The organism is Albimonas pacifica (assembly GCF_900113695.1).
Lineage (GTDB): Bacteria > Pseudomonadota > Alphaproteobacteria > Rhodobacterales > Rhodobacteraceae > Albimonas > Albimonas pacifica.
In genome coordinates this window covers 172067-199058 of record NZ_FOQH01000010.1, presented here as the reverse complement: position 1 = coordinate 199058, position 26992 = coordinate 172067, and the positions used below count along the sequence as shown (strand labels likewise).

Genomic DNA, 26992 nt, shown 5'->3' with positions numbered 1-26992 from the left:
GACCGGCCCTGATCACCCTCGCGGTGCTCATCGGCATGTTCACGCTGTTCTGCCTCGAGCGCTTCTCGCCCGAGGTCGTGGCCATCGGCGGCGTCGCCGTGCTGATGGCGACCCGTGTGCTGGAGCCGGAGGTGATGCTGGGGGCCTTCTCCAACGCCGCCCCGATCACCATCGGAGCGATGTTCATCCTCTCCGGCGCCCTGGTGCGCACCGGCGCGCTCGACGCCTTCACCCGCCTCGCCCTGGTCTGGGCCGAGACGCGCCCCGCCGCCACGCTCGCCGCCTTCGCGCTGTTCACGCTGACCGCCTCGGCCTTCATGAACAACACGCCCGTCGTGGTGGTGCTGATCCCCATCGCCATCCGCCTCGCCCAGAAGGTCGGCACCACCGGCTCGCGCCTGCTGATCCCGCTGAGCTACCTCGCGATCCTGGGGGGCCTGTGCACCCTGATCGGCACCTCCACCAACCTGCTGGTCGACGGCGTCGCCCGCCAGGCGGGGATGGAGCCCTTCTCGATGTTCGAGGTCACGCCGCTGGGCATCGCCGTGGCGCTCGCCGGCGTCCTCTACCTGCGCATCGCCGCCCCCCGCCTGCTGCCCGAGCGCCAGGCGATCACCGACTTCCTGGGCGAGCGCAAGCGCCTGTCCTTCATGACCGAGGTCGCGGTCCCCCCCGGCTCCCCCGTCATCGGGCAGGAGGTGCTCAAGGTCGACCTCTTCCGCCGCCAGGGGATGCGGGTCATCGACGTGCTGCGCGGCGACGAATCGCTCCGCCGCAACATGGCCGGCGTGGTGCTGCAGGAGGGCGACCGCGTGGTCCTGCGCACCGGCGTCAACGAGCTCCTGGGCCTGCGCGAGACGCGCGCCCTGCACATGGTCGACCGGATCTCCGAGAAGAAGACCGTCACCGTCGAGGCGCTGATCGGCCCCGACTGCCGCCTCGTCGGCCGCCGCCTGGGCGAGCTGCGCCTGCGCCGCCGCTACGGCGTCTACCCGCTGGCGGTGCACCGCCGCTCCCAGAACCTGGGCCGCCAGCTCGACGACATCTTCGTGCGCATCGGCGACACCCTGCTGCTGGAGGGCGACCCCGACGACATCAAGCGCCTCGCCGAGGACGTGCGCCTGGTGGACATCGCCACGCCCACCGAACGCCCCTACCGCCGCGACCGCGCCTGGATCGTGATCTCGGTGCTGGCCGCGGTGGTGATCCTCTCGGCCGTCGAGATCGTGCCCATCGTCGCCGCCGCCGTCATCGGCGTCGCCGTGGTCCTCTTCACCCGCTGCATCGACGCCGACGAGGCGTTCCAGTCGGTCGAGGGCCGCCTGCTGGCCCTGATCTTCGCCATGCTCGGCATCGGCGCGGCGCTGGAGAGCTCGGGCGCCGTGCGCCTGGTGGTCGACGCCATCGCCCCCGCGCTGATGCAGGTGAACCCGCAGGTGGCGCTGTGGCTCCTGTTCCTGATCTGCTCGGCGCTGACCGAGCTGGTGTCGAACAACGCCGTGGCGGTGGTGATGACGCCGATCGCGATCACGCTGGCGCATACGCTCGGCGTCGACCCGCGCCCCTTCGTGGTGGCGGTGATGATCGCAGCCTCGGCCAGCTTCGCCACCCCCATCGGCTACCAGACCAACACGCTGGTCTACGGGCCGGGCGGCTACAAGTTCACCGACTTCGTGAAGATCGGCCTCGGGCTGAACCTTCTGGTCGGCGTCGTCGCCTGCCTGCTGATTCCCCTGATCTGGCCGCTGTGAGGGGCGCATGTCGACGCTGATCGCGCTCTTCGGTCTCGCCCTGCTCGCGGCCCTGACCGCCTGGGGCTGGACCGTGCGCGCCATGGTCCTGCGCATCGAGCGCGCCCACCCCGCCTTCGCCGAGGACCTGCGGATGCGCGCCGCGCGCAAGCCCGCCCGCATGGCCATCGCCTCCGAGCTGCAGAAGGCGCTGGGCCAGGGCGAGGCGCTGCCCCCCGACCCCGCGCTGACCGCCGCCGCCGCGCGCGAGCGGCGCCTGCGCACCGGCCTCATCTTCCTCGCGCCCGCCTTCCTGCTCGCCCTGTTCCTCGCCTGAGGCCCGGCGTCGCGCCGCGCCCGGGCGTCCGTCCCGCGGACCGGGCGCGACGGAGGGGACGGGGGGAGGGACGGCGGGGCCCGCAATCGGCGCCGGCCGCGGCGTCCCCCGCTCGGCGCGCCTTGCCCCCGACGGCGCCTTCGCCTAAGACGGCGGCCCATCGGGACATCGGAAAACCGCGCGAGAGGCTCGTCATGGCCGGCCATTCCAAATGGGCCAACATCCAGCACCGCAAGGGGCGCCAGGACGCGGCGCGCTCCAAGCTCTTCTCCAAGCTCGCCAAGGAAATCACCGTGGCGGCGAAGATGGGCGACCCGGACCCCGACAAGAACCCCCGCCTGCGCCTCGCGGTGCGGGAGGCGAAGTCCCAGTCGGTCCCCAAGGACGTGATCACCCGCGCGATCAACAAGGCCTCCGGCGGCGACGCCGAGACCTATGAGGAGATCCGCTACGAGGGCTACGCCCCCGGCGGCGTCGCCGTGATCGTCGAGGCGCTGAGCGACAACCGCAACCGCACCGCCTCCAACGTGCGCTCGCTGTTCTCCAAGCACGGCGGCAACCTGGGCGAGACCGGCTCGGTCCAGTTCATGTTCGACCGCAAGGGCCAGGTGATCTACGCCGCCTCCGTCGGCGACGCCGACACGGTGATGGAGGCCGCCATCGAGGCCGGCGCCGAGGACGTGGAATCCGACGAGGAGACCCACGTGATCTGGTGCGCCGCCGAGGACCTCAACGAGGTCTCGACCGCGCTGGAGGACTCCCTGGGCGAGGCGGAGACCGCCAAGCTCGTCTGGAAGCCGAACATCACCAACGACCTCGACCAGGAGGCGGCCGAGAAGGTGCTGCGTCTGATCAACGCGCTGGAAGACGACGACGACGTGCAGAACGTCACCGCCAACTTCGAGATGTCCGACGAGGTGATGGCCGCGCTCGCCGGCTGAGCCGCGCCCGCGACGCCGTCGACGAAAGCCCCGGGCCCCGCGCCCGGGGCTTTCGCGTCTGCGCCCCTCAGCGGTGCAGCGGCAGCGCGTCGATGCGGGCCTCGATCCGCGCCAGCTCGGCGCGGTAGGCGGGGCTGTCGATCTCGCCGTAGCGGGCCCGGAACGCCTCGCCCGACAGGATCCGGGGCACGCCCTCGAACGATACGATCACGTCGCCCTCCGCCTCGATCCGCGCGATCAGCTCCGGCCAGGCCTCCAGCGGGGCGGCCATGAAGGTGTTCGACAGCCGGATGCCGGAGTTGTTGGCGGCGATGTCGGTGAAGTCGAACCCGCCCGCCTTGACCGTGTCGTAAAGCTCCTTGAACTCCCCCACCGAGACGGCGAAGCCCCGGTTGCTCGCCGCCTGGATGGCGGCGGCGGTGGTGAAGTGCCGGCGGCTGTCGATGCGGCCGTTGAAGGTCAGCGCGTCGCAGCGCGCGGTCCACGCCCGCGGCTCCGGCGCGGGCGCGTCGCCGCCCATCAGGCTGCCCACCACCATCGCGAAGTCCTTCGCCCCGCAGGTCCGCGCCAGGGCGAAGAAGGCGGCGGTGTAGGCATTGGCCGGCCCGTGCTCGCGCGCCCCCTCCTGCGCGGCCTTCAGGGTGAAGACCAGGTAGGGCAGGTAGCTGCCCTCCAGCGGCAGCGCCCCCGCCTCCATCGCCTCGCGCAGCAGGCGGTGGTAGCGGTCGACCTCGGCGGCGACGGGCATCTCCTCGCCCCGCAGGGCGCCGAAGAGGCCGCGCATCACCCCGTTCTGGCCGAGCTGGTCGATGGCCAGGTCGAAGACCGCCGCGTCCCCCTCGATCCGCATCGCCTGCGCCGCGTCCAGCACCGTGTCGCCCAGCCGGTCGCCGAACAGCAGGTTGGCCCCGATCCGGCCCGCCTCCAGCGTCGGGCCGGGGGGCAGGGGCACGCCGCCGACCTCGACGCTCGACAGTCGGAAGCGGCCCTCGAAGGCGGGCGCGGCGGCGCGCAGGTTCAGCCACAGCCGCTCCCCCGCGCCGGGAACCGGGATCGAGGCCGCGCCGGTCACCCGCCCCTCGCCGATCGCCACCTCGCCCCGGAAGCCCGGCACGAAGCGCGCGCCCAGCCGGACCACGCTGTCGAGCTCGGATTCGGTGGTCGCGAAGCCCCCGTCCGCATCGGCCTGGATCGCCCCGCGCACGCCGCGCACGAAGCGCCGCGCCTCGGTCACGTCCTGCGCCGTGGGGGGCGCCGCGCGCGCGACCAGGGGCGCCGTCTCGAGGAAGACGACGCCCAGCGCCGCCGCGACGACGACCAGCAGCGCGACGAGCGCGAGCGCGATCCTGAAAAGCCTGGCGATCATGAGGAAGGGTCGGCGTCCGGAGCGGCGGGGCGGAACAGCCCGCGGTCGGGCGACGCTACCACGGGCGCGCCGCGATGACAGCCGAAGATGAACGGACCCCCCGGGCGGTCGGCCCGCCTGATCACGGCGTGAGAGACTTGTTTACCAAACGGTCACGTTTTCGCGCCCACGCTCGCGTGTCGCTTGATCCGCAGGCCCCGGCTCGCAGATCAAGGAGCAGGCAGAGCCGGAACGGCCGCCGCGCCGGCCGGGCCTTCGGCCGGGGATCGAGCACAGGGGAAACGCTGATGAACGCGCCGCAGGCGATCCACGCCGCCGAGCCCTCCTTCCGCCAGTCCGTCGAGATGATGTTCAGCCGCGCCGCGGCGCTGATGAACCTCTCGCCCGGGCTCGAGGAGAAGATCCGCGTCTGCAACGCCACCTACATCGTCCGCTTCGGGGTCCGCCTGCGCGGCGGCATCCGCACCTTCACCGGCTACCGCGCCGTGCATTCCGAACATATGGAGCCCGCCAAGGGCGGCATCCGCTACGCGCTCTCGGTCGACCAGGACGAGGTCGAGGCGCTGGCCGCGCTGATGACCTACAAGTGCGCCCTCGTGGAGGCGCCCTTCGGCGGCGCCAAGGGCGGCCTGTGCATCGACCCGCGCGAGTGGACCGAGGAGGAGCTCGAGCGCATCACCCGCCGCTTCGCCTACGAGCTGATCAAGCGCGACCTGATCAACCCCTCCCAGAACGTGCCGGCGCCGGACATGGGCACCTCGGAGCGGGAGATGGCCTGGATCGCCGACCAGTACCGGCGCATGGCCACCACCGACATCAACGCGCGCGCCTGCGTCACCGGCAAGCCGCTGACCCAGGGCGGCATCGCCGGGCGGACCGAGGCCACCGGCCGCGGCATCCAGTACGCCCTGCGGGAGTTCTTCCGCCACCCCGACGACGCCGCCGCCGCGGGGCTGGTGGGCGACCTCTCGGGCAAGCGCGTCATCGTGCAGGGCCTGGGCAACGTCGGCTACCACGCCGCGAAGTTCCTCTCCGAGCAGGACGGCGCCCGCATCGTCGCGGTGGTCGAGCACGACGGCGCGATCCTCGACCCCGACGGCGTCGACATCGAGGCGCTGAAGACCCACCTCGCGGCCTGCGGCGGCGTGCGGGGCTACGCGCAGGGGACCTTCCGCGCCGACGCCATGTCCGCGCTGGAGGAGCCCTGCGACATCCTCATCCCCGCGGCGCTCGAGGGCGCGATCCACGCCGGCAACGCCCACCGCATCCGCGCCAACCTGATCGTCGAGGCCGCCAACGGCCCGATCACCGCCGCCGCGGACGAGCAGCTCCGCGACCGGGGGGTGGTGATCATCCCCGACCTCTACGCCAACGCCGGCGGCGTCACCGTCTCCTATTTCGAATGGGTCAAGAACCTCTCCCACATCCGCTTCGGCCGCATGGAGCGGCGGCGGGAGGAGGCGCGCCACCAGCTTCTGGTCGACGAGCTCGACCGTCTCGGCGGCGGCGCGCCCGGCGAGGGGCTCTCGGCCGGGTTCCGCCAGAACTACCTGCGCGGGGCGACGGAGCTGGAGCTGGTGCGCTCCGGCCTCGACGACACCATGCGCGAGAGCTACCAGGCGATGCGCGAGGTCTGGCGCAGCCGCGACGACGTCCCCGACCTGCGCACCGCCGCCTATCTCGTCGCCATCGACCGGGTGGCGGAGAGCTACCGCGCCATGGGCCTCTGACGGCCGGCCCCCGACCGGGGGCAGCCCCCGGCCCCCGCGCGTCGGGGACGGACGCCGCCGCCCGCACGGGCCCTGCATCCGGCCCGCCGCCCCTCCCGAGGATCGCTCGGCGGGCGGGCCCGGGCGCGTCGTCCGCGCGCCCGGGCCGCCGCCCTCAGCGCCGCCGCAGGCTGGCGCCGCCGGTGGGCGCGAAGGAATAGATCACCGCGCCCGCCACCGTCAGCACGGCCGCGAGCCCCACCGCCAGCAGCATGATCCGCCGGCCGACCGCGTCGGTCTCGGCCGTCGGGGCCTCCACGATCGCCGGCGCCTCCTCGGCCGCAAGCGCGGCGGCGATCACGATGGCGGGGTTCAGCGCCGCGCCCCGGGCCGTGGCCAGCAGGGCGCCGGTCCGGATCGGGTCGTCGCGCCCGCGGAGCGCGTCCTGCAGCGGACCCTCGACGCCGTCGAAGAGCCGCGCCACCATGCCCGCCTCGTCGGGACCCGCCCGCTCGGGCGTCCTGGCGCGCAGCAGGCGGCGCAGGCGGGCGCCGGGCTCGGCCCGCGTCGCCGCCTCCGCCTCGCGCCGGGCCAGCGGATCCTCGAGGCCCGAGCGCAGCGCCGCCGCCGTCGCCTCGAAGCGCAGCGAGCGGCGGGCGGCCTCGGACAGGATCGTCGGCCCCTCGGCGCCGCCGGGCAGGTCGAGCAGCAGCTCCGCCCGCGGCCGGCCGCCGGCCTTCGCGCCCTGCGGCGGCATCACCGCCGCCCCGGTCGGCGCCAGGGGCGCCGGGGTCAGCGTCGCCGCCTCCTCGGTGTGAAAGAAACTGTCGAGAGCGCCGATCTCCTCGGCGTGGGCGGAACCGCCCGTCGCCGCGACGCCGGATCCGCAGGAGATCGCGAGCGCCGCCGCGATTCCCCGCACCGGAGCCAGGCCCGAAGCCCGCATCCTCCCGTCTCCTCGATAAGCGGCCGCGACAGGGCCGGAACGCATACGCATGACCGCAACATTAACACGACGTGCGCACGCGCGCATCGTCCCGACGTCGCAGGGGCTATCGCGGAGGAGGAGCGCGGCGCCGGCGCCTCAGGCGAGGCCGCGGGCGCCCATCTCGATGTACTTGCGACGCCGCGCGGCGCGGCGGTCGTCGGGGGACATCGCGTCGAGCTCGCCCAGCATCTCGCCGATCGCCTGGCCGACCCGCTGCAGGGTCAGGCCGCGGTCGCGCTGGGCGCCGCCGACGGGCTCGGGGATGATCCGGTCGCAGACGCCGAGCTTCCTGAGGTCCTGCGCGGTCAGGCGCAGCGCCTCGGCGGCCTCGCGCATCTTCTCGGCGTTCTTCCACAGGATCGAGGCGCAGCCCTCGGGGCTGATCACCGAGTAGACCGAGTGCTCCAGCATCGCCACGCGGTCGGCGGTGGCGAAGGCCACCGCGCCGCCCGAGCCGCCCTCGCCGATGATCACCGAGATCAGCGGCGCCTTGATCGTCAGGCACATCTCGGTCGAGCGCGCGATGGCCTCGGCCTGGCCGCGCTCCTCCGCGCCCTTGCCGGGATAGGCGCCGGCGGTGTCGACGAGCGTGATCACCGGCAGGTCGAAGCGGTCGGCGAGCTGCATCAGCCGCGCGCCCTTGCGGTAGCCCTCGGGCCGCGCCATGCCGAAGTTGCGGTCGAGCCGCGACTGGGTGTCGTGGCCGCGCTCGTGGCCGAAGACCACCACCGGGCGGTCGTTGAACCGCGCCAGGCCGCCGACGACCGCGCGGTCCTCGGCGAAGGCGCGGTCGCCGGCGAGCGGCGTGTATTCGGTGAACAGCGCCCCGATGTAGTCCAGGGCGTGCGGGCGCAGCGGGTGGCGCGCCACCTGGCATTTCCGCCAAGGCGTCAGCCCCTTGTAGATGTCCGCCAGCATCGTGCGGGCGCGGTCGTCGAGCGAGCGCGCCTCCTTCTCGACATCCATTTCGGGGTCCTGCCGGGCGAGGGCGCGCAGCTCCTCGGCCTTGCCCTCGATCTCGGCGAGCGACTTTTCGAAGTCGAGATAGGTCTGCATCGGCTCCAGCTGCTCCGTCGGATGGGCGTCGCGCCCTTGGCGGGTCGGCCGGGATTTAGGGCGCAAGGGGGGTCCGAGGCAAGGGCGCCCGCCCCGGATCCGCGCCCGGGGCCCCTGTGACGCCCCCGGTGACGCCCCCGGTCAGTCCAGCGGCGCGGGCGGCTTCACCGGCCGGAACAGATCCCGCGACGGGCCGTCGTAGACCGTTCCGGGCCCGTCCGCGCCGGTCCCCTGCAGCGCCATGCCGGGCCGCGTCTCCACCGGCGCGCGCTGTTGGGGCTGGGCGGGGGCGAGGCTCTCCACCCGCGGCGGGGCCGAGAGGGGCCCGGGCGCCTGCTGCTGCAGGCTCAGCCCCCGGGCCGCGCCGCGGGCGTCGTAGGGCTCGCAGCAGGGCTGCACCAGCGGCTGGCGGGCGACGCTGGGCAGGTTGGGCTGATACTGCGCCGCCGCCGGCCCGGCCGCGAGCGTCAAGGCCGCCAGCGGGACGGCGAGCCACGCGGCCGCCGCGGGCGCTGCGACGCGCGAACGGGCCCGGCGGGGTCGCGCCGGGCCCGACGGGCGGGCGACGGAGGGAGGATGCTGGGTCATGCCGCCAGTCTCCCCCGCGATTGCGGCGGAGCGAGGGCGGCGAGAGAGGCCCTCCCGCCCGCCTGTCCACCGCCGATCCGCGCCTCGCGGGCGCGGATCGGGGCGGAACCTCCCCGGCCCGGGCCCGATCCGCTCGGTTCCGGGCCCGGTCCGGTCTCCGGCCCGGTCAGCGCAGGACCGGGCGGCCGTCCTCGTCATGGGTCACGCGGGGCCCGTCGACGCTGCGCGGCGCATCGACGGTCACGTCCTCCTCGGTCAGCGAGGGGGGCGAGCCGAAGAACGGGTCCTGGCTCGAGACCCGGCCCGGCAGCATCGAGTCGCGCCGCGCCGCCTCCGCCCCGCCGTTCAGGGCGCGCAGGTCGTCCTCGTCCGCGGCGCCCAGGCGCTGCTTCATCGCCTCGCGGGCGCGGGCCTGCTCGACCTGCTCGCGATAGCGCCACTCGGCCCGGCGGTCCTGCAGGGCGTCGATCTCGGGCTTCGAGTCGACCGCGGTCTCGGGCGCGGGGCTGTTGAAGGCGTCGCGGGCGTCGGCCGGCAGCGGCGTGAAGCGGGTCCCGCCGCCGGGGTCGGGATAGGCGGTCTGGGCCGAGGCGGCGCCGAGGCCGACGCCGATCATCGCCGCGCAGGCGGCGGCGAGCGCGCCGCGGGTGAAACTGGACTTGGGCATGGTCTCCTCCTTCGCTGTCCGCTCGGATGTCTCCGTCCGGACCAGGAGATCGTCGCGCGGCAAGGCGGAACGGCGCCGATGTCCCGGCGGAACCGCGTCGATCCGCAGGGCGGAGGACCCATCCACCCGCCGAGGGGCGGAAGCCCGTCCCGAAGCCGCCCTCAGCCGTCCAGCGCGACCTGCGCCGGCTCGGCCAGGTCGGCGAGCTCGACGTTGCGCTCGGGGGCGGCGCGGTCGACCACCAGGAAGTCCTGCGCGGCCAGCGTCAGCAGGGGGAAGTGCCAGGCCCCGCGGGCGTATTGCGCGCCCTGGTCGCCGCGGGCGAGGAAGGCGCGCAGCGGCGCGCCCGGCGCCTGCGCGCAGACCGCCAGCCACGGGCGCCCCCCCAGCGGCACGAAGGCCTGGGTGCCGGACGGGTGACGCTCCAGCATGTCGATCACCAGCGGGCGCGGGCGGCCGCGGAAGATCGACAGGATCGGCGCGCCGCCCTCGACCTCCACCTCCGCCAGCGCGTGGAAGCGGGTGGTGAAGCCCGCGTTGATGCCGATGGCCGAGGCGGGGTCCGCCTCGATCACCGTGCCGAAGGGGGCGAAGGCCTCCGGCGTCAGGGGCTCCGGCCTCAGCCGCCTCACGTGCGCCGCCCGAAGATCCGCAGGCGCGAGACGCCCCCGTCGGGGTGGATGTTGAGCTTCACATGGGTGACCGGGCCCAGCGTCTCGAGCTGCTCCTTGCCGAAGACGTGGATCTTGTCGGCCTCCAGCTTCTGCTCCCCCATCAGGCGGGGCCAGAACATCGACTGGGTGACGACCGAGCTGTCAGTGCCCCAGCCCACGTCGGCCGCCTGGATCGAGGCGCGGTCGGGGTAGTTGCCCTTGAAATGCGCCGTGTCGAGCTCGATCCGCTCGACCACGCCCGCGGCGCCGAGCTGCACGATGATCCAGTCGTAGCCGGGCTCCCGCCGGCGCCGCGTCTCCCAGCCGTCGCCCATGTTGCGGCCGCGGCCCTCCGACAGGATCGCCCAGACGTCGCCGTAATGCGCGTCGTTCCAGCCCAGCACGCGCCCGCCGTTGCGCAGGGCCGACAGCTCCACGACGCCCTCGCGGTCCGACCCTTCCCAGCTCGGCGCGGGGGAGCCGTAGACGCGCAGCCGCGCCACGCCGCCGTCGGGATAGATGTTCAGGCGCACCCAGTTGAACAGGCCCGCGTCCCGGGTCTCGACGAAATGGTGCTGCGACGGGCCCAGCGTGACGGAGGGGACGATCTCGACCCACTCGGCGTCCTCGCCCGGGGCCTGCTCGCAATAGGTCGCCCAGACCGAGGCGGCGCGGGGGTAGTTGCCGGTGAAGAACGAGGTGTCGATGTCCACCCCGTGGATCGCGCCCTTGCCGCCCAGGCGCACCACGCACCAGTCGTGGCCCGAGTCGCGGCGGCGGCGGCTTTCCCAGCCGTCCATCCACTTGCCGTTGTCGTCGAAGGCGGCGGGGCGGAACACGGCGGGGCCGTCCTGCAGCATCCGGTTCATCTCGGCGAAGAAGTCGTTCGAGCACGCGACCGCCTCGGCCCCCAGGCGCGGCGAGGCGAGGTTGATCTTGTTCGCGGCCCACTCGGGCAGGTCGGGCAGCGGGGCGACGATCTCTTCGGCCATGGGATCTCCGGAGGGCGAGCGGATGGGGCCGGCGCAGGGCGCGCCCGGCCGGGTCGCCTCCGGTTTAGCGCCGAAACCGCCGCACGCAAAGGCGCCGACGCGCGGAGCGGGCGCCGCCAGGTGGAAAGCGGGAGCCTCCCCCGCGCGCGCCCCGCGGAGGGCGGGCCCGGCCCCGGCGCGCGCCCCCGCCCGCCCCGCCGGGCCCGGGGCCGGGCCCTTCCCGCAGCGGGCGCTCCCGCCGGCTTTCTTCAGGCTTTCTTCACCCTGGCGCGACAGCCTGTCCGGCGCCGCCGCTCTTCGGGCGCAGGCCGCTTGCGCGACGCAGGCGCCCCCGCCCGACGCAGGTCCGGCAGCCGGAGAAGCCGGTCGTCCCCAGGATCCCTGAAGGAGACCGTTCCCATGACCGACGCCGCATCCCCGTCCCGCTTCTTCGCCTTCGCCGGCGCCGTCGCGGCGCGCGCCGACCTCTCCGCCCGCGCCGCTTCCCCCTCCGCCGACCGCGACCCGACGGGCGAGCTTCGCCGCATCCCCGCCGCCGACGGCCGCGGAGGGTCGCGGGCGGACGCCCGGGAGATCGCCCGGCTCGACAGGCGCATCGTCCAGCTGAACCGCGCCCTGTCGCGGCTGATGCGCGGCTCGGGCGCGGCGGCCGGGATCGCGGTGGCGCCGGGGCGCTCCGCCGCCCTGATGCGGCTGGACTACGCGGCCGAGGTCCGCGTCGGCGGCGCCCTGGCGCGCGAGACCGCCTCCTACCGGGCCTGGCGCGATCTCGACGGCGCCGCCGGCCATGTGCAGACCGAATCCCGTTCCCTGACCATCGGCGACCAGAGCCTGAGCTGGCGCTTCGCCGCCGCCTCCGGGGTCCGCGCCGACGGCGCGGCCACGGTCTCCGCCGAGGACCGGATCGCGGGGTCGGACGTCGCCGACGTGCTGAGCTCGGTCGAGATCGACGCGATCTCGCTGGGCCGGTTCGGCGAGCGGCAGGTCCCGGGGGACCTCGACGCCGGCGCCGGCGACGACCGGGTGCTGTTCGACGGGCGGCTCGCCGGGCTCGACTACGGGCGCGTCGACCTGGGCGAGGGGGCGGACGTCTTCGCCGGCGCCGCGCGCTCGGTCCGCGACCTCGACGGCGGGGCCGGCGGCGACGCGATCTCCCTCCGGGTGCAGCTCGACGCCTCCGTCTCCGGCGGGGATGGGGGCGACGCCATCGCCCTCGTGGCGGGCGGGCGCGCGGCGGTCGACGGGGGCGAGGGCGGCGACGCGATCTCGGTCCTGGCGCAGGAGGCGCAGGTCGACGGCGGCGCAGGCGACGACGCGATCTCGGCGGTCGCCGGACGCGCCGCCGTCGACGCGGGGACCGGGGACGACGCCGTCTCGGTCCTCGCCGACCGGGTGGACCGGGTGGCCGGCGGCGCCGGGAACGACGCCCTGACGGTCGAGGGCCGGCGCATCGGCGCGGTCGAGGGCGGCGCCGGCGACGACGCGATCGCCGTCTCCGGCGGCGAGGCGCGGCGGGTCTCCGGCGGCGCCGGCGACGACCTGATCCTGGTGGCGGCCGAGCGCGCGACCGTGACCTTCGCCGCCGGCGACGGCCACGACCGGCTGACGGTCGCCCGGGGCTCCACCGTGCTGGTGCAGGCGGAGGGCGACCACGCCCTCTCCCGCCAGGACGACGGCGCCCTGCTCCTGACCCTCGCTGGCGGCGAGACCCTGCGGATCGAGGGCGCGGGCGAGGTCTTCTTCGCCCCGCCCGGCGGCCTCCCCGCCTCGATCCACGCGACCGCCATCGACGCCCGCCTCTAGGCCCTCCGCCCGGTCGCGCAGCCCGGCCCTGCCCGACGGATCCCGGCCTGCCGCGACGGGGAAGCAGGGCGGGGCGGTCGCGGCCGCGCAGCGGACGCGCCGGGCCGCCCGCGCCCCGCTCTCGCCCCCGCCGCAAGGAATGCTGCACTGCGGGGTTCTTTTTCATGTCGGTTTCCCGCTAACATCGTCGCGAATGGATCAGGCAGAGGAAGGACGACGCATGGCGCTGCTCACCACGGCCGAGGAGATTTCGGACATCGCCTTCGGCTTCATGGGATCCAAGGCCCTGTTCGCGGCGCTCCACTACGGGGTGTTCACCCACCTGGCCGCCGGTCCCCAGTCCGCCGAGCAGGTCGGCGAGGCCGCGGGCCTCCCGGCCGAGCGCGCCCGCACCCTGCTCACCGCGCTCGCCTCCCTGGGCCTCGTCTCGGTCGAGGACGGCGCCTTCGCCAACGCCCCCGCCGCCGAGGCCTTCCTCGTCCGGGGCGCCAAGTACGACTTCGGCGACTACCTGCGCCTGCAGGTCGACCGGCAGATGTACGGCCTGCTCGACCAGATCGAGCCGGCGCTCAACAACACCCTGCCCGACGAGGCCACCGCCTCCTACGCCCAGTGGTTCGAGGACCCGGAGGAGGCGCGCGTCTACTCCGAATCCCAGCACGCCGGCTCCCTCGGTCCGGCCCGCGGCCTGGCCAAGCTGGTGGACCTCTCCCGGGCGAAGAGCTTCCTCGACGTCGGCGGCGGCACCGGCGCCTTCGCCATCACGCTGTGCAAGACCTTCCCCGAGCTCGAGGCGACGGTCGTCGACTTCCCCAACGTGGCCCGGCTCGGCCGCGCCTATGTCGAGGACGCGGGCCTGTCGAACCGCATCCAGTACGTCGACGGCAACGCGCTGGAGACGGAGTGGCCCGCCGGCCAGGACGCGATCCTGATGAGCTACCTGTTCTCCGGCGTCCCGGGCGAGAGCCACGCCGGCCTGATCGCGCGCGCCTACGACACGCTCGCCCCCGGCGGCGCCTTCCTGCTGCACGACTTCGTGGTCGACGCCGAGCGCACCGGCCCCAAGCTCGCCGCCCTCTGGCAGCTCCAGCACACCGCCTTCACCCCCGAGGCGCGGTCCCTCGACGACGCCTGGCTGGCCGAGTCCCTGGGCGAGGCCGGGTTCGAGGACGTCTCGGTGCGCCCGATGATCCCCGGGATGACCATGCTCGCCATGGGCCGCCGCCCCGACTGAGCGGCCCGCCGCCCCGACCCGCCTGCGGCCGGCGCCTCCCCAGGGAGGCGCCGTCGTCGTTTCGGGCCCCCCGGCCCGCGCCCCCGACGCCGGCGCGGGCGAATCGAGGGCCCGCGGCGCCCCGCGGGTCATGCGCCGCGCGCATGGCTTGGGGCGGCAATCGGGCGGCGGCGGGCGGGGCCGTCGCGAAGTTTTCGCAGTGCCGCCATAAACCCTTCATAATGCAGGGTTTCTCGCCGCTTCGGCCACGCAGCGCCTTTACCTGCCGGCCTTGCCGCCCGATCTTTTCATCCCGACGCAGTCCGTCGGGAGATCCCACATGGCCATCGCCGCACCCCTCGTCCTCGCCTTCACGCTGCTCTCGGGCGCGCTCCTGGGCGCGCTCCTGCTGCAGGCGTTCTTCCGACGGCGCTCGGGGTTCTGGCCCTCGCCGAAGGGCTCGCGCGCGCATGCGATCGCCTTCGGCCTGTTCCGCGCCTTCTGCGGGGGGACGGTGGCCTTCGCGCTGCTCGACTGGGGCTCGCTGGGCTGGGATCACTGGAGCCGGCTGGCGCTCGGCGCGCCGCTGATGCTGGGCGCCTTCGCGGTGACCCTGCGCGGCTACCTGTTCCTGGGGCTCGACAACACCTATTGCGCCCAGGACGGGCTGGTGACGGGGGGCATCTACGCCTATTCGCGCAACCCGCAGTACGTCAGCTCGGTGATCGCCACGGTGGGGCTGGCGATCTTCGCCGGCTCCTGGCTCACCTTCTTCCTCGCGGGGGCGCTGTTCGTGCTCTACCTGCTCTTCGCCCTAAACGAGGAGCGCTGGCTTCACGCCTCCTACGGCGAGCGCTTCGCCCAGTACATGCGCGAGGCGCCCCGCTTCCTCGACGCCCGCTCCTTCCGCCGGGCGCGCGCGGCGCTGGCGGCCTGAGGCGCCGGCGCCGGCGCGGGCCGACTCCCCGGCCCGGAGGCGCCCTGCGGGCGGGCCTGGGCGCGCCGCGGCCGGCGCGCCCCGCCGGCTCGGGTCTCGGATCAGGTTTCGGCCGGGGCCAGCAGGGTCATGCCGACGTCCTGCGCCACCGCCATCACCTTCGCGAGGTCCGGCGGCCCGTCCATCGGCGCGGGCGCGACGGTGTCGTCGGGGACCGGACGCCCGACCTCGGTGAAGAACCGCTCGTGCATCAGGCCGGGCGCGTTGAGGATCAGCACCCGCGCGGGCCTGTCGCCCCGCGCCGCGAAGGCATGGGGCGCGCCGTCGGGGATGCGCACATGATCCCCGGGACCGGCGAGGATCGTCTCGCCCGCCACCATGAACTCGATCTCGCCCTCCAGCACATGGAAGGCTTCCGTCTCGCCGGCGTGGTGGTTGGGCGGCGCGCCGAGGCCGGGCGGGACCACCGCCTCGACCAGGCAGTATTTGCCCTGCACATCCTCCGGAAAGGCATGGAATTTCATCAGGATGCCCAGGGTCTCATAGGTCCGGGGCCGAGGCGGCGTGGTCATGGCTCGAAGCTCCGCTTGCCGATTCCGCTTGCAGGCATTAAAGAGACAGAAGTCTCATCATAAGACAAGCGTCTCATGAAAACGTCCTGCCCCCGGGGCCCCCGATGACCGCCGACACGCCCGCCCGCGCCGCGCAGAAGGCGCGCACCCGCAAGGCTTTGCTGGCCGGCGCCCGCGCCCTGACCGCCCGCGGCGAGGAGGTGACCGTCGCCGCCGCCGCGGCGGAGGCCGGCATCTCCAAGGCCACCGCCTACCGCTATTTCTCCGACCCCGCGGCGCTGGCGGCGGAGGCGGGGCTGGACGTGGCGGTGGCCAGCTACGAGGAGGTGACGGCGCAGGCCCGCGACCTGCGCGGCCGGCTGGCGGCGATCAGCCTCTATTTCTACGAGCTCGCCTGCGATCACGAACCGGCCTTCCGCCAGTTCCTGGCGCGCAACCTCGACGCCTCGCTGACGCCCGCGCGGGAGCGCACGCGCCGCGGCGCCCGCCGGGTGGCGATGTACGAGCGCGCGCTGGCCGAGGACGGGACCACGCCGCGCCCCCTCCGCGACCGCCTGGTGCGGGAGCTGTCGATGGCCACCGGGGCCGAGGCGATGATCGCCCTCTTCGACATCGTCGGCGCCAGCCGGGAGGAGGGGCGCGAGGCCGTTCTGGGCGTGGTCGAGGCGGTCTGCGACCGCCGGCTCGGCCCCCGCGGGACCCCGGCCCCGTAACCCCGCGTTAACCGTCAGATGCAAAAAAAGGCGGCGACCCCGAAGGATCGCCGCCGTCGTCTGGTTCAGGGGATTCGCCGGGCGCCGGGCGATGTGGCCGCTGTGGTGGGGCCAGTCCAGGCCGCTGGGGCCGGAGACGCCGTGTCGGGGGATCCCCTGGAAGAGGCTCGCCTCAGGCGGCGGCCTTCTCGTCCTCGTCCTCGTCGCGCTCGCCGCGCAGGGCGACCGAGGTGCGGATGCCCTTCTCGACGAAGGCCATCAGCCCCTTGACCGACCGCTCGTTCGGCTCGATGCCGGCGCAGGACAGGACCTCGCGGCCGTCCTTCGAGCGCGCCCAGCGGGCGATCGATTCGACGCCGGTGCCGGACTTGCGCTGCTCCATCACGGCGTCGTCGAGCGCGGCGAGCACGACGGCGGAGAACAGCTTGCGGGCCCGGGCGCCCTGGTCGTTGGTGTAAGAGCTCATGTCGGCAGCGTCGAACATCGCGCCGGTTCCTCCTGCGGGGTGTGTCGGAAAGTTGCCGGGTACATAGTCCGTCGCATTTCCTTCAAGCTAGGAGCAGAAATGCATGGCAGCCATGCGTCTAATGCATGGCTCGCAAACCACCGCTTGCCCGCGCCCCCCCGCCCGGTCATTCTCGCCGGACCCGAGACGGCGGTGGAGTGCCCCCCTCAAATGCCTGCGACGATTGCAAAAACCGCGCCGCCGAACGGTCGCGCCAGGTGGGCCTGGATGCTGTTCGACTGGGCCGCGCAACCGTATCATACGCTGATCATCACCTTCATCTTCGCGCCATATTTCGCCTCCGCCGTGGCGCCCAATCCCATTCTGGGGCAAGAAATGTGGGCCTGGGCGGCCTCCGCCGGCGGCCTCGTCATCGCCCTGACCGCCCCGATCCTGGGCGCGCTGGCCGATGCGACCGGCCCGCGCAAGCCCTGGATCGCGGGATTCTCGGTCTGCTACGCGCTCGGCTCGGCGCTGCTGTGGCTCTCCGAACCCGGGGCCGCGGACCCGGTGCTGGTGCTCGCCTTCTTCGTGCTGGGCCTGATCGGGGTCGAGTACGCGACCGTCTTCACCAACGCCATGCTCCCCGACCTCGCCCCGCGCGACGCGGTCGGCCGTCTCTCGGGCGACGGCTGGGCGCTGGGCTACGTGGGGGGCGTGGTCAGCCTCGCGATCATGCTGCTGCTTCTGGCGGAGAACGAGCAGGGCGTCACCCTGCTGGGCGCCCCGCCCGCGCTGGGCCTCGACCCCGCGACGCGCGAGGGCACCCGCGCCGTCGGCCCCCTGACCGCCGCCTGGTACCTGGTCTTCGTCCTGCCCCTGTTCCTGTGGGTCCCCGACGCGCCGCGGCGCGGCTCGCGCCGCGGCGCGCTGGCCCGCGGGCTGGCGGAGCTGAAGGCCGACCTGAAGGCGCTGCCCGCCCGGCGGAGCCTCGCGTGGTTCCTCGGCGCCTCGATGATCTACCGCGACGCGCTGAACGGGTTCTACGTCTTCGGCGGGGTCTACGCGGCGGGGGTGCTGGGCTGGTCGGTGGTCGAGATCGGCGTCTTCGGCATCCTCGCCGCCGTGGTCGGCGCCCTCGGCGCCTGGCTCGGCGGCATGGCCGACCATGCCCGCGGGCCCAAGCCGGTGGTCGCGGGCTGCCTCGTGCTGCTGATCCTGTTCTCCGCCGCCGCCGTCTCGGCCAGCCGCGAGGCGATTTTCTTCTGGGTTCCGGTGGACGCGGGCTCCAACCTGCCCGACATCCTGTTCTACATCGCCGGCGCCGGGGTGGGCGGCGCGGGCGGCGCGCTGCAGGCGGCCTCGCGCACGCTGCTGGTGCGCCAGGCCGATGCGGGGCGGATGACCGCCGCCTTCGGCCTCTATGCGCTTGCGGGCAAGGCCACCGCCTTCCTCGCGCCCCTCGCCGTGGCCGTCGCCACGGGCGTGTTCCAGAACCAGCAGGCCGGCGCCGCGCCGGTGATCGGCCTGTTCCTGCTCGGCCTGCTGATGCTGGCCCCCGTCGACCCGGAGGGAGAGAGATGACCCGCCTCGCGCTCCTCGCCGCCGCGCTGGCCGCGGCGCTCGCCGCGCCCGCGGCCGCCGCCCCCCTCGCCAAGACCCTGTTCGGGTCCGAGGCCCGCGGCTCCGACCAGTCGCCCGCGCCCATCGGCTCCTACGCCGAGGGCTGCCTCGCCGGCGGCGTGCCCCTGCCCGCCTCCGGCCCGGGGTGGGAGACGGTGCGCCTGTCGCGCAACCGCTACTGGGCGCATCCGGAGGGGTTCAGCTTCCTCACCCGCCTCGGCGAGGCCGCCCGGACCGCCGGCTGGCCGGGCGTGATGGTCGGCGACGTCAGCCAGCCCCGCGGCGGGCCGATGGTGGACGGGCATTCCTCCCACCAGGTGGGGCTCGACCTCGACATCTTCCTGCGGCCCGCGCCCGCCGGGGGCCTCAGCGACGCGGCGCGCGAGGGGGCGGGATCGGTCTCGGTGGTCGCGGGCGACCGGCGCAGCGTCACCGCCGACTGGACGTCCACCCATCTCGCGGTGGTCCGCGCGGCGGCGCAGGACCCGGCCGTCGCCCGCATCTTCGTCAACGCCGCGATCAAGGCCGAGCTCTGCCGCGCCGCCCCGCAACCGCGGGACTGGCTGCGCAAGGTCCGGCCATGGTGGGGGCACGACGCCCATTTCCACGTCCGCCTCGCCTGCCCCGAGGGCGCGCGCCTGTGCCTCAACCAGGCGCCCCCGCCGCCCGGCGACGGCTGCGACGCCTCGCTCGACTGGTGGTTCTCGGACGAGGCGCTGAACCCGCCCCCGCCCAAGGGCCCGGTCGTGCGGGCGCGGGACGTGATGACGCTCGCGGACCTGCCGGCGGAGTGTCGGGGCGTGCTGGATGCAGACTAGGCGCTGGCTGGCGCTCGCCGCCGCCGTCCTCGTCGCCTGCGGGCCCCGCCCCGCGGCCGAGGGGGCGACGGAGGGCCCCTCCCCCCTCGTCATTGCCGCCCATCCCTTCCCGGTCGAGCTGCCCGTGGGGTCGCGCCTGCGCCTGCTCTCGGCGATCGAGCTGCGCGGCGACCGGCCGGACTTCGGCGGCCTCTCGGCGCTGGAGGTCGATGCCCGGGGCGAGCGGTTCGTGGCCCTCACCGACCAGGGCGCCTGGGTCGAGGGGCGCCTGCAGCGCGCCGGCGGCCGCCTCACGGCGGCGAGCGAGGCGCGCTTCGCGCCGATGCTGAGCGGCGGCGTGCGCCCGTCCCCGCGGATGCGCGACGCCGAGGGGCTCGCCATCGCCGCCCCCGACCTCTCCGGCCCCCGCCACGTCGGGTTCGAGCGGCGCAAGCGCGTCGAGCGGATGCCCGGCGGCGCCGAAGGCCCGGGCGAGGGCGTCATCGTCGCCGAGCCCGAGGCCTGGCTGATCCCCGGCCCCAACGCCGGCCCAGAGGCGCTGGCCGCCGCCCCCGACGGCCGCATCCTCGCGGTCATGGAGAAGCCCTTCGCGCGCGGCGAGCCCTTCTCCGCCGCCTGGATCGGCCCGGGCCCCGAGGCCCCCGCACCCTACCGGCGCGCCACGGTCCCGCAGCTCCTGCCGATGTCGGCCACCGGCGCCGACTTCGACGACAAGGGCCGGCTGTGGCTGCTGATGCGCGACTTCGACTTCGCCGCCGGCTTCTCCTTCGCCATCGTGCGCTTCCGCCGGGAGGGGGACGGCTTCGTCGACGGCGAGGTGATGCTCGAAATGCCCCCCGGCCCCGGTTCGGACAACGCCGAGGGGATCGCCGCCTGGACCGACCCGCTGGGCCGCACCCGGCTGCTGGTGGTCACGGACGACAACCTCAACCTGCTCCAGCGCACCGTGATCTACGAGTTCGAGTCGCCCGACTGAGCCGCGCCCTCACCCCTCGCCGGAGGACAGCACCAGCGTGCCCGCGTCCTCGGCCAGGTCCTCGATCCCCAGCGGGGACTGGGGCCGGGCGATGCGGTTGCGGGTCACCCAGATCAGCCGCTCCTCGGCCCGGGTGATGGCGACGTAGGCCAGCCGCTTCCACAGCGGCAGCCCCGCCTCGTTCCGCCCCGCGCGCCAGGCGGCGTAGAGGTCGGGCGCGTAGACCTGCACCGTGTTCCACTGGCTGCCCTGCGCCTTGTGGATCGTCGCCGCCGCCCCGTGCAGGAAGGCCGCGCCCATGGTGGCGGCGGTGGGGATGAAGGGCTCCTCCTGGTCGGGCAGCTCGATCTGGATGATCGCGGCCACGTTGACCTTGGGCTCCTCGGCGCCGAGCACGTGGATGCGCGCGAACCCCGGCTTGCGCCCGGGGCCGAGGTAGATGCACTGCGCCCCCTTCACCAGCCCGCGCGCCTCGAGGTCGATGCGCTTGCGGCGGTGCTTCATCGGCAGCTCGACCCCGTCGCAGATCAGCGGCTCGCCCGGCAGCAGCTCGGTCTCCGGCGCGCCGTGGACCTGGCGGAAGGCGTGGATCAGGCGGATGCGGGTGGCGTTGCGCCACACCAGCATCGGCGAGCGGGCCATGGCCCCCGCGTCCGCCCGCTCCCCCAGCACCACGCGGTCGTCGCGGCGGGCGGCCTGCTCGACCATCCGCTCGAAGTCCGGGAAGTCCACCGCCGGGTCCGCCAGCGCGTGCGCGAGGTCGAGGATCGGGTTGTCCGCCGCCTGCCGGTGGATGCGGCTCAGCTCGAACTTGCGCTCCTCGGGCAGCTTGTCGAAGACCATCGCGCCGGACTGGCCGACGGGGGCGAGCTGCGCCGGGTCGCCGAACAGGACGATCAGGCGAAAGAGGGCCCGCAGGTCCTCCATCTGCCGGTCGTCGATCATCGAGGCCTCGTCGACCAGCGCGATGTCCAGCGGATCGTCGCGCCGGGTCCAGCCCTTGATGAAGTCCGAGCCGCGCAGCCCCATCGCCGCCAGCGCCCCGGGGATCGAGCCGTGGGACTTGTAGGCGGCCTCGGCGCGGGCGAGCTGCTCCTCGGTGATGGTCTCGCTCTCGGGCCGGTCGGCCTCGCCCGACAGCCACTGGGCGATGCGCTCGTATTCGGGGTCGTAGACGGGCGTGTAGACGATGCGGTGGATGGTGGTCGCCGGGACCCCGAGGTTGCGCAGCACCGAGGCCGCCTTGTTGGTCGGGCTCAGCACCGCGAAGGTGCGCCGGTCGCGCTTCTTGCGGTTCTCCCAGTCGGAGGACACCGCCTCGACCCCCGCCGCCTCCAGCTCCTTGACCAGCGAGGCGAGCAGCCGGGTCTTGCCCGAGCCCGCCTTGCCCAGGATCGCCACCACCTCCGCCGCGCGGGCGTCGTCGTCCTCGATCGACTCGCTCGAGGCCGCGTCGAGGTCCACGCCCAGCCCCTCCAGCCGCGCGGCGACGATGGCGCGCGCGTGGGCCTGGTCCTCGGAGAACTCGATGCGGGCGACGCCGGCGTCCATGCGGGCCTCTGCGGTCGGCTGCGGGGGGACGGGGCGCGGGGCCCCTGCCCCGCCTTCCTATCCCCTCCCGCCCGCCGAGGGAATCCCGGCCGGCCCGGGGCCGGCCCGCGGCCCGCTCAGCCCTCGGGGCGGCCGTCGCCCGCCGCCAGCGCCCGCTCGACCATGGTCCGGTCGTCGGGATCGTCCAGCGCCGCCGCGGCGCGGGCGACGCGGGCGATCAGGCGCTCGGCGGCGTCGCGGTCCTCGGGCGCCGTCGCGGCGTCGCGCAGGGCCGAGAGGCCGCGCGCCGCCGTCTCCAGCACCTGGGCGTGGTGGCGGCCGGCGTGGATGATCGGGTGGATCAGCCGCGGCGCGAGCCACGCCGCCCCGCAGCCCGGCGCCGCCAGGATCGCCTCGCCCCCCGGCTCCCGCCGCAGGCGCGAGGGCGGGCCGCGGCGCGCGAGCCGCAGGCACCCCTCCAGGATCCGGTCGAGGCAGGCCCGCGCCGTGAACGGGTCGTTGAGCGAGGGCGAGAGCGCGCGCATCGCGATCTCCGACAGGGCGTCGCCCTCGAAATCCGCCACCCCGGTGCGCCGGCGGCGCGGGGTCAGCGCCAGGCGCGCGCGCAGCGCGTCCTCGACGCCCCCGGTCCGGTCGGCGTCGTGCATCCCCACCGCCAGCGCCAGCGGGGCGCCGGGCAGCAGGTGGTCGTTCTCCCGCGCCACCAGCACCAGGCGCAGCCCGTGCCCGCGGGCCCATTCCGCCAGCCCGTCGAGGTCGACCGCGGCGAGGTATCCCGCCGAGGCGGCGGGGATCGCCCGGCCCTCGGCCCGCGCCAGCGCCTCCAGCGCCTCCGCCTCGCGGTATTCGCGCTCGTCCGCGCGCTCGGCCGCGTCGGAGGCCACCGCCTCGCAGAACATGTCGCCCACCCGCGCCACGGTGGCGTCGGCCCGGATCGCCTCGGACATCCGCGTGGCGAACAGCACCACCGCCACCAGCGTCAGCGAGCCCAGAACCGAGGCGATCATCACCGCGGTCAGCGAGGACGCGCCCCCCGGATCGCCCTGGGTCAGCACCAGCAGCCCGGACAGCGAGGCGAAGAAGGCCGACAGGCTCAGCCCCAGCAGCGCCTGGGTGACGTTGGCCTGCAGCCAGAAGTCGATGATCCGCGGCCCGATCTGCTGGGAGGTCAGGGTCAGCGCCACGAAGCTCAGCGAGAAGACGATGGAGATCACCGTCACCATGCCGCCCGCGATCATGGTCAGCAGGTCGCGCGCCGCGCTCGCGTCGTAGCCGCTCTCCAGCTCCCGCACCCGGGCGGCGAGGTCGTCGAGCCCCAGCAGGGTCAGGGCCGCCGAGGGCTCGGCCCCCGTGGTCAGCGCCGGCAGCACCAGCGCCTGGCTGACCGCCAGCATCGCCAGCGGCACGAACCACAGGCTTTCCAGCGCGGCGGAGATCAGGCCCCTGAGGCGCGTGCGCACCGCCCTCAGCCCCGGTCCGGCAGGGCGCCGGGCGCCTGCGCGGGGTCGCGCTCGGCGGGATCGCCGGCCTCGGCCGGGGCGGGGGGCCAGCCCTCGGCCCGCATCTCCTCGATGCGCGAGGCGGTGCGTTCGAACTCGAAGGCGCCGGGGCCGTCCTCGTAGAGGCTCTCGGGCTCCGCCGCGGCGGAGACGTAGAGCTTGGTCTTCGCCTCGTAGAGCGCGTCGATCAGGGTCACGAAGCGCTTGGCCTCGTTGTTGCGGGCGCGCGAGAGGCGGGGGACGTCCTCGATCATCACGACCTTCACCGCGTCCGCCAGCGCCAGGTAGTCGGCGGGCCCCAGCGGCCGGGCGCAGAGCTCCTCGAAGCCCGCCCGCAGGGCGCCCGGCTTGCCGCGCTGGAAGGTCTCCTTCCGGCCCGGAAATTCCAGCGTCAGGGGCGCCTCGGGCGCGTCGCCCTGCTCGGCCCAAAGGCGGTCCATCTCGGCTGCGGTCTCGGGGCCGAGCGGCGAGAGATAGCGAACGTCGCCGCGGGTGCGGTCCTGCCGGTGGTCGGCGGCGCCGTCGAGGTGGTGGACGTCGAGCCGGTCCTTCAGGATCTCGATGAAGGGCAGGAAGATCGCGCGGTTGAGCCCGTCCTTGTAGAGGTCGTCGGGGTGGCGGTTGGAGGTGGTCACCACCACCACGCCGCGGGCGAAAAGCGCCTCGAACAACCGCCCCACGATCATCGCGTCGGCGATGTCGGTGATCTGCATCTCGTCGAAGCAGAGCAGCGTGGCCGAGTCGGCGATGGCCTCGGCCACGGGCTGGATGGGGTCCTTCTCGTGCTTCTCGCGGGCCTTCCTGATGCCCGCGTGCACCTCCTGCATGAAGGCGTGGAAGTGAACGCGGCGCTTGGGCGAGACCGGGGCGATGTCGCAGAACAGGTCCATCAGCATCGACTTCCCGCGCCCGACGCCGCCGTAGATGTAGAGCCCGCCCAGCGTCTCCTGCCGGTTCTTCTCGCGCCCCCAGCCGAACCAGCCGCGGGCGACCTTCTTGCCGGCCTTGGGGTCGTAGTTCTTCAGCCGGTCGTGGAGGAGCTGCAGCTGCTCCGCCGCCTGGGCCTGGGCCGGGTCCGCCTTGAGCGTCCCCGCCTTGACCAGGGCGCGGTAGCGGGAGAGGGGCGTCTCGGCGGAGGAGGTCATCGGCAGGCGGGATCCGGGATCGGGGGCGGGACGGGCGCAGGGGGCCGCGAGGCCCGCCCCCGTGAAAAGGCGCGGGCGGGCGGGATGTCAACCGTTCCTGTCTCTCCCGGGGCCGGGCGGGCGGCCTCGGGGGCGTCGAGCCCCCTCGGCCGCGCGGCGGCTGCGCGCCGACAGCCCGAGGGTGCAGGCGCGGGGCGGGAGGCCGGCGAAAGAGGCCCCGGGTCAAGCCCGGGGCGCCCGCGGGTCGGCCGGAGCGAATGCCGGGCGACGGCAGGCGCGAGGGCAGCGGGCGTCGGGCGGGAAGGTCGACAGGCGCGAGCGGCGGCAGACGCGAGAGGCGACAGACGCGAGAGGCGACAGGCGCGAGGGGCGGCAGGCGCGAGCGGAGGCAGGCGCAAGGGGCGGCTGCACCGAGGGTCCACGGGGCCGGCGAGGCGGCGGCGGCGGCCTTCGGGCGGAGCGGATCCGGCGCTCGAATGGCGCGCATCACGAGAATCCATGGCCGCGTTCCGAAAGGGAACCTTGCCTTCGGAGCGCCGAGGGGGTTTTGTGGCGCCTCGCGCGGCCGCCGGCCGCGGCCCCTTCCCGGACCCCCCGCCGGACCGCCTGCCATGACCGCCGCCCCCACCCCTCCCGGCCACTTCATCGAAGGCCACGCCATCGTCTCGCCCGAGGGGATGATCGCCGACGCGCAGGGCGCCTTCCCCCCGGCGCTGGGCGACGACGAGGACTGGGCGCGCTTCCAGGCGGCGCTCGACGCCTGCGTGGCGACCGTGCTCGCCCGCGCCAGCCACGTCGCCACCCCCAATCGCGCCAACCGCCTGCGCGTGGTGATGAGCCGGGGCGCACGGGGCCTGAGCCGGCGCGAGGACGCCTGGTGGTGGAACCCCGCCGAGGTCCCCCCCGCCGCGATGCTGGCGAAGGTCGCCCCCGGCGGCGGGCGCATCGGCGTGCCCGGCGGACGCGCGGCCTTCGACCTGTTCCTGCGCCCCGCCCCCGGCCAGCCCGGCTTCGACGCCTTCCACCTGGCCACCAACCCCGACTGCCCGCTGCCGGGCGGGCGGCCCGTGTTCTCCGGCCTCGCCCCCGGGCGCGGCCCCGAGGCGCTGCTCGCCGAGGCCGGCCTGGTCCCGGGCGAGCCCGAGATCCTGAACCCCGCGCGCGGCGTCAGCCTGCGCATCTGGCGGCGGGAGGGGGGCGAGGCGCCCTCCGCCCGCGGCTCCGTCCTGCCAGGACAGTGAGGACACGACCGATGTCGACCCAGACCGCCCCCGCCCGCGCGGATCGCCTGTTCACCCCGATGCTGGTCTCGGGCGCCGTGATCCTGGCGCTGGGCTTCGGGGTGCGGGCGGCCTTCGGCCTGTTCCAGATCCCCATCGAGTCCACCTTCGGCTGGCCGCGGGCGGAATACTCCCTCGCCATCGCCCTGCAGAACCTCGCCTGGGGCGCCGCGCAGCCGGCCTTCGCGGCGATGGCCGAGAAATACGGCACCCGGCGCACCCTGGCGCTGGGCATGGCGATCTACGCGGTCGGCCTGCTCGGCTCGGCCTGGGCGACGACGCCGGCGGGGCACCAGCTCTTGAACGTGCTGATCGGCTTCGGCATCGCGGGCTCGGGCCTCGGCGTGATCCTGGGCGCGGTGGGGCGCGAGGCGTCGGACGCCAACCGCTCGCTGGCGCTGGGCATCGTGACCTCCGCCGCCTCGGTCGGCCAGCTGGTGCTGCCGCCGATCCTGGGGATGCTGCTGACCGGCATGGCCTGGGAGGACGTGTTCCTGGTCTGCGTCGCCATCCTGGGCGCCGCCGCCCTGCTGCTGCCCCTGACCACCGGCGCCCCCGCGCCCGCGGTTCCCGGCGCCCCGGCGGACGGAGGCTCGCTCGGCCAGGCGGTGAAGCGCGCGATGACCGACCCGTCCTTCATCCTGATCTTCCTGGGCTTCTTCTCCTGCGGCTATCAGCTGGGCTTCATCACCGCCCACTTCCCCGCCTTCATCACCGAGGCCTGCGCGGCCGTGGACCCCGCCGGCCTGCTCGCCTCGGTCGGCATCTCCTCGACCGCGGCGCTGGGGGGCTGGGCGCTGGCGCTGATCGGGGCGGCCAACATCGGCGGCACCCTGCTGGCGGGACGGCTGGGGGGCGTGTTCCCCAAGCGCTGGCTGCTGACGGTGATCTACCTGCTGCGCGCCGCGGTCTGCGCCGCCTTCATCGTGATCCCGATGACGCCGGCGACGGTGCTGTTCTTCTCGGTCGCCATGGGCTCGCTGTGGCTGGCCACGGTGCCGCTGACCGCGGGGCTGGTCGGCTTCATCCACGGCATGCGCTACATGGGGACGCTCTACGGGATCGTGTTCTTCTCCCACCAGGTCGGCGGCTTCCTGGGCGTGTGGCTGGGCGGCGCGCTGCACGACCGCTTCGGCGACTACAACGCCGTGTGGTGGATCGGCGTCGCGATCTCCCTTTTCTCCGCCGCCGTCCACATCCCGGTGCGCGAGAAGCCCCTGCCGGCGCTGGGCGCCGCGGCCTGAGACGGCCCTCGATGCGGGCGCGATCGGGGCCTCTTGCCCCGGTCGCCCCTCGCGTGTATATCCCCCTCGACATAGCGGCGTCGCTGGTTCCCTCGGGAGCCTCCGACGACCGGACCGAAAGGGCGGGCCGCTGAGGCCCGCCTTTT

General features: G+C 74.5%; 25 protein-coding genes. 13 read left to right on the top strand and 12 right to left on the bottom strand.

Annotated elements, in window-relative coordinates; translation table 11 throughout:
- Nucleotides 1–35: 35 nt before the first annotated feature.
- From BM064_RS21255 to BM064_RS21245, 3 genes are all read left to right on the top strand, one after another.
- A complete protein-coding gene (locus BM064_RS21255; protein ID WP_092863770.1) occupies nucleotides 36–1751 on the top strand; it encodes an SLC13 family permease in 1716 nt (571 codons plus the stop codon).
- A gap of 7 nt (nucleotides 1752–1758) precedes the next feature.
- Nucleotides 1759–2067, top strand: a complete 309-nt coding sequence (locus BM064_RS21250) for a hypothetical protein (protein WP_092863559.1) — start codon at nucleotides 1759–1761, stop codon at nucleotides 2065–2067.
- A gap of 194 nt (nucleotides 2068–2261) precedes the next feature.
- Nucleotides 2262–3008, top strand: a complete 747-nt coding sequence (locus BM064_RS21245; RefSeq protein ID WP_092863556.1) for a YebC/PmpR family DNA-binding transcriptional regulator — start codon at nucleotides 2262–2264, stop codon at nucleotides 3006–3008.
- 67 nt (nucleotides 3009–3075) lie between these two features.
- On the opposite strand, the gene BM064_RS21240 is transcribed toward BM064_RS21245, so the two are convergent.
- Entirely contained in the window at nucleotides 3076–4374 is a 1299-nt protein-coding gene (locus BM064_RS21240; protein ID WP_092863553.1) for a hypothetical protein, read from the bottom strand.
- A 287-nt stretch (nucleotides 4375–4661) separates the two neighbouring features.
- On the opposite strand from BM064_RS21240, the gene BM064_RS21235 reads away from it, so the two are divergent.
- A complete protein-coding gene (locus BM064_RS21235) occupies nucleotides 4662–6104 on the top strand; it encodes a Glu/Leu/Phe/Val family dehydrogenase (protein WP_092863550.1) in 1443 nt (480 codons plus the stop codon).
- A gap of 154 nt (nucleotides 6105–6258) precedes the next feature.
- Here the strand turns inward: BM064_RS21235 and BM064_RS21230 are convergent, their stop codons facing one another.
- From BM064_RS21230 to alc, 6 genes are all read right to left on the bottom strand, one after another.
- Nucleotides 6259–7029 (bottom strand): hypothetical protein, encoded by a 771-nt coding sequence (locus BM064_RS21230; RefSeq protein ID WP_092863547.1) that lies wholly within the window; start codon nucleotides 7027–7029, stop codon nucleotides 6259–6261.
- Between the two features lie 138 nt (nucleotides 7030–7167).
- A complete protein-coding gene (locus BM064_RS21225) occupies nucleotides 7168–8127 on the bottom strand; it encodes an acetyl-CoA carboxylase carboxyltransferase subunit alpha (protein ID WP_092863544.1) in 960 nt (319 codons plus the stop codon).
- 141 nt (nucleotides 8128–8268) lie between these two features.
- Entirely contained in the window at nucleotides 8269–8715 is a 447-nt protein-coding gene (locus BM064_RS21220) for a hypothetical protein (RefSeq protein WP_092863541.1), read from the bottom strand.
- Nucleotides 8716–8881: 166 nt separating this feature from the next.
- Entirely contained in the window at nucleotides 8882–9382 is a 501-nt protein-coding gene (locus BM064_RS21215) for a hypothetical protein (RefSeq protein WP_092863538.1), read from the bottom strand.
- Nucleotides 9383–9543: 161 nt separating this feature from the next.
- Nucleotides 9544–10014, bottom strand: a complete 471-nt coding sequence (locus tag BM064_RS21210; RefSeq protein ID WP_092863534.1) for an ureidoglycolate lyase — start codon at nucleotides 10012–10014, stop codon at nucleotides 9544–9546.
- On the bottom strand, nucleotides 10011–11027 hold the full coding sequence (alc, locus tag BM064_RS21205) for an allantoicase (RefSeq protein ID WP_218161098.1): 1017 nt from the start codon (nucleotides 11025–11027) through the stop codon (nucleotides 10011–10013). The genes BM064_RS21210 and alc overlap by 4 nt, the downstream gene beginning before the upstream one ends.
- Nucleotides 11028–11426: 399 nt before the next feature.
- Here alc and BM064_RS28395 point away from each other — a divergent pair, with 399 nt between their 5' ends.
- The 3 genes from BM064_RS28395 (at nucleotide 11427) to BM064_RS21190 (ending at nucleotide 14980) form a co-directional block, all read left to right on the top strand.
- Nucleotides 11427–12830: a calcium-binding protein gene (locus tag BM064_RS28395; protein ID WP_092863531.1), complete on the top strand. Its 1404-nt coding sequence runs from the start codon at nucleotides 11427–11429 to the stop codon at nucleotides 12828–12830.
- A 220-nt stretch (nucleotides 12831–13050) separates the two neighbouring features.
- Entirely contained in the window at nucleotides 13051–14064 is a 1014-nt protein-coding gene (locus BM064_RS21195) for a methyltransferase (RefSeq protein ID WP_092863529.1), read from the top strand.
- A 319-nt stretch (nucleotides 14065–14383) separates the two neighbouring features.
- Nucleotides 14384–14980, top strand: coding sequence for a methyltransferase family protein (locus tag BM064_RS21190; RefSeq protein ID WP_092863526.1), 597 nt, complete (start codon nucleotides 14384–14386; stop codon nucleotides 14978–14980).
- A gap of 101 nt (nucleotides 14981–15081) precedes the next feature.
- Here the strand turns inward: BM064_RS21190 and BM064_RS21185 are convergent, their stop codons facing one another.
- Nucleotides 15082–15552 (bottom strand): cupin domain-containing protein, encoded by a 471-nt coding sequence (locus tag BM064_RS21185; RefSeq protein WP_092863523.1) that lies wholly within the window; start codon nucleotides 15550–15552, stop codon nucleotides 15082–15084.
- A gap of 104 nt (nucleotides 15553–15656) precedes the next feature.
- Between BM064_RS21185 and BM064_RS21180 the strand changes: the two genes are divergently transcribed.
- Nucleotides 15657–16265 carry a TetR family transcriptional regulator gene (locus tag BM064_RS21180; protein WP_092863520.1) on the top strand — a complete coding sequence of 203 codons (609 nt, stop codon included), beginning with the start codon at nucleotides 15657–15659 and terminating at the stop codon, nucleotides 16263–16265.
- A gap of 172 nt (nucleotides 16266–16437) precedes the next feature.
- Here the strand turns inward: BM064_RS21180 and BM064_RS21175 are convergent, their stop codons facing one another.
- Nucleotides 16438–16749 (bottom strand): DUF6280 family protein, encoded by a 312-nt coding sequence (locus BM064_RS21175; RefSeq protein WP_092863517.1) that lies wholly within the window; start codon nucleotides 16747–16749, stop codon nucleotides 16438–16440.
- A 249-nt stretch (nucleotides 16750–16998) separates the two neighbouring features.
- Between BM064_RS21175 and BM064_RS21170 the strand changes: the two genes are divergently transcribed.
- The 3 genes from BM064_RS21170 to BM064_RS21160 are packed head-to-tail and all read left to right on the top strand — an operon-like array spanning nucleotide 16999 to nucleotide 20127.
- Entirely contained in the window at nucleotides 16999–18294 is a 1296-nt protein-coding gene (locus BM064_RS21170) for an MFS transporter (protein WP_218161097.1), read from the top strand.
- Nucleotides 18291–19151, top strand: a complete 861-nt coding sequence (mepA, locus tag BM064_RS21165) for a penicillin-insensitive murein endopeptidase (protein WP_092863511.1) — start codon at nucleotides 18291–18293, stop codon at nucleotides 19149–19151. Before BM064_RS21170 ends, mepA begins: the two co-directional genes overlap by 4 nt.
- On the top strand, nucleotides 19141–20127 hold the full coding sequence (locus BM064_RS21160; protein WP_092863508.1) for an esterase-like activity of phytase family protein: 987 nt from the start codon (nucleotides 19141–19143) through the stop codon (nucleotides 20125–20127). Before mepA ends, BM064_RS21160 begins: the two co-directional genes overlap by 11 nt.
- Before the next feature lie 9 nt (nucleotides 20128–20136).
- Here the strand turns inward: BM064_RS21160 and BM064_RS21155 are convergent, their stop codons facing one another.
- From BM064_RS21155 to zapE, 3 genes are all read right to left on the bottom strand, one after another.
- On the bottom strand, nucleotides 20137–21678 hold the full coding sequence (locus tag BM064_RS21155) for an ATP-dependent DNA helicase (RefSeq protein WP_092863505.1): 1542 nt from the start codon (nucleotides 21676–21678) through the stop codon (nucleotides 20137–20139).
- A gap of 116 nt (nucleotides 21679–21794) precedes the next feature.
- On the bottom strand, nucleotides 21795–23138 hold the full coding sequence (locus BM064_RS21150) for a DUF2254 family protein (RefSeq protein WP_092863502.1): 1344 nt from the start codon (nucleotides 23136–23138) through the stop codon (nucleotides 21795–21797).
- A 5-nt stretch (nucleotides 23139–23143) separates the two neighbouring features.
- On the bottom strand, nucleotides 23144–24322 hold the full coding sequence (zapE, locus tag BM064_RS21145; protein ID WP_092863499.1) for a cell division protein ZapE: 1179 nt from the start codon (nucleotides 24320–24322) through the stop codon (nucleotides 23144–23146).
- A gap of 611 nt (nucleotides 24323–24933) precedes the next feature.
- Here zapE and BM064_RS21140 point away from each other — a divergent pair.
- Together BM064_RS21140 and BM064_RS21135 are read left to right on the top strand one after the other, a co-directional pair.
- Nucleotides 24934–25563, top strand: a complete 630-nt coding sequence (locus BM064_RS21140; protein WP_218161096.1) for a hypothetical protein — start codon at nucleotides 24934–24936, stop codon at nucleotides 25561–25563.
- A gap of 11 nt (nucleotides 25564–25574) precedes the next feature.
- The gene (locus BM064_RS21135) at nucleotides 25575–26846 is read left to right on the top strand and encodes an MFS transporter (protein ID WP_092863496.1); all 1272 of its coding nucleotides are present in this window, start codon (nucleotides 25575–25577) and stop codon (nucleotides 26844–26846) included.
- Nucleotides 26847–26992 lie beyond the last annotated feature (146 nt).

Coding starts and splice junctions, on each gene's coding strand:
- BM064_RS21155 (WP_092863505.1), bottom strand. CDS start 21,678: ATGGACGCCGGCGTCGCCCGCATCGAGTTCTCCGAGGACCAGGCCCAC.
- BM064_RS21250 (WP_092863559.1), top strand. CDS start 1,759: ATGTCGACGCTGATCGCGCTCTTCGGTCTCGCCCTGCTCGCGGCCCTG.
- BM064_RS21230 (WP_092863547.1), bottom strand. CDS start 7,029: ATGCGGGCTTCGGGCCTGGCTCCGGTGCGGGGAATCGCGGCGGCGCTC.
- BM064_RS21170 (WP_218161097.1), top strand. CDS start 16,999: ATGCTGTTCGACTGGGCCGCGCAACCGTATCATACGCTGATCATCACC.
- BM064_RS21160 (WP_092863508.1), top strand. CDS start 19,141: ATGCAGACTAGGCGCTGGCTGGCGCTCGCCGCCGCCGTCCTCGTCGCC.
- zapE (WP_092863499.1), bottom strand. CDS start 24,322: ATGACCTCCTCCGCCGAGACGCCCCTCTCCCGCTACCGCGCCCTGGTC.
- BM064_RS21240 (WP_092863553.1), bottom strand. CDS start 4,374: ATGATCGCCAGGCTTTTCAGGATCGCGCTCGCGCTCGTCGCGCTGCTG.
- BM064_RS21135 (WP_092863496.1), top strand. CDS start 25,575: ATGTCGACCCAGACCGCCCCCGCCCGCGCGGATCGCCTGTTCACCCCG.
- BM064_RS21140 (WP_218161096.1), top strand. CDS start 24,934: ATGACCGCCGCCCCCACCCCTCCCGGCCACTTCATCGAAGGCCACGCC.
- BM064_RS21215 (WP_092863538.1), bottom strand. CDS start 9,382: ATGCCCAAGTCCAGTTTCACCCGCGGCGCGCTCGCCGCCGCCTGCGCG.
- BM064_RS21180 (WP_092863520.1), top strand. CDS start 15,657: ATGACCGCCGACACGCCCGCCCGCGCCGCGCAGAAGGCGCGCACCCGC.
- BM064_RS21245 (WP_092863556.1), top strand. CDS start 2,262: ATGGCCGGCCATTCCAAATGGGCCAACATCCAGCACCGCAAGGGGCGC.
- BM064_RS21195 (WP_092863529.1), top strand. CDS start 13,051: ATGGCGCTGCTCACCACGGCCGAGGAGATTTCGGACATCGCCTTCGGC.
- BM064_RS21255 (WP_092863770.1), top strand. CDS start 36: ATGTTCACGCTGTTCTGCCTCGAGCGCTTCTCGCCCGAGGTCGTGGCC.
- BM064_RS21225 (WP_092863544.1), bottom strand. CDS start 8,127: ATGCAGACCTATCTCGACTTCGAAAAGTCGCTCGCCGAGATCGAGGGC.
- BM064_RS21235 (WP_092863550.1), top strand. CDS start 4,662: ATGAACGCGCCGCAGGCGATCCACGCCGCCGAGCCCTCCTTCCGCCAG.
- BM064_RS21185 (WP_092863523.1), bottom strand. CDS start 15,552: ATGACCACGCCGCCTCGGCCCCGGACCTATGAGACCCTGGGCATCCTG.
- BM064_RS28395 (WP_092863531.1), top strand. CDS start 11,427: ATGACCGACGCCGCATCCCCGTCCCGCTTCTTCGCCTTCGCCGGCGCC.
- BM064_RS21190 (WP_092863526.1), top strand. CDS start 14,384: ATGGCCATCGCCGCACCCCTCGTCCTCGCCTTCACGCTGCTCTCGGGC.
- BM064_RS21175 (WP_092863517.1), bottom strand. CDS start 16,749: ATGTTCGACGCTGCCGACATGAGCTCTTACACCAACGACCAGGGCGCC.
- alc (WP_218161098.1), bottom strand. CDS start 11,027: ATGGCCGAAGAGATCGTCGCCCCGCTGCCCGACCTGCCCGAGTGGGCC.
- BM064_RS21220 (WP_092863541.1), bottom strand. CDS start 8,715: ATGACCCAGCATCCTCCCTCCGTCGCCCGCCCGTCGGGCCCGGCGCGA.
- mepA (WP_092863511.1), top strand. CDS start 18,291: ATGACCCGCCTCGCGCTCCTCGCCGCCGCGCTGGCCGCGGCGCTCGCC.